The organism is Cognatundibacterium luofuense, from assembly GCF_018139685.1.
Classification (GTDB): Bacteria; Pseudomonadota; Gammaproteobacteria; order Burkholderiales; family Burkholderiaceae_D; genus Undibacterium; species Undibacterium luofuense.
Genome location: NZ_JAGSPN010000398.1, coordinates 1 through 333, shown reverse-complemented (window position 1 = coordinate 333; position 333 = coordinate 1). Strand labels below are relative to the sequence as shown.

At 53.2% G+C, this 333-nt stretch carries 1 protein-coding gene; it reads left to right on the top strand.

Annotated features, from left to right (window positions below):
- A partial coding sequence (locus KDM89_RS20935; RefSeq protein ID WP_212689757.1) for a matrixin family metalloprotease occupies positions 1-333 on the top strand: 333 nt, incomplete at both ends.

Sequence of the window (333 nt, the reverse complement as noted above, 5' to 3'; positions counted from 1 at the left end):
ACACCAGATCAAAACGACGAGTTCTTACCGACTTCCAATCCGGATGTCTGGATCGCCAAAGCAGGTTCAGCCGCCGATGGCAAGATGGATATGCTCTCTGTGCTCTTGCATGAATATGGTCATGCTTTGGGTATCGAACACAGTGGCGATGATGGTGATTTCATGGCTGCCAGTCTGCAGCCAGGCGAGCGTCGTTTGCCGAGTCCGGACGAATTAAGCTTGATGGCCCGTCTGGTCGCAGCCTTGAAGCAAACACCATCTGACCCAACTGCATCCAGTTTGCCGGTTTCTAATGTGAGCTTGATGTCCTGGTACCGACTCCGTCGTGCTGAC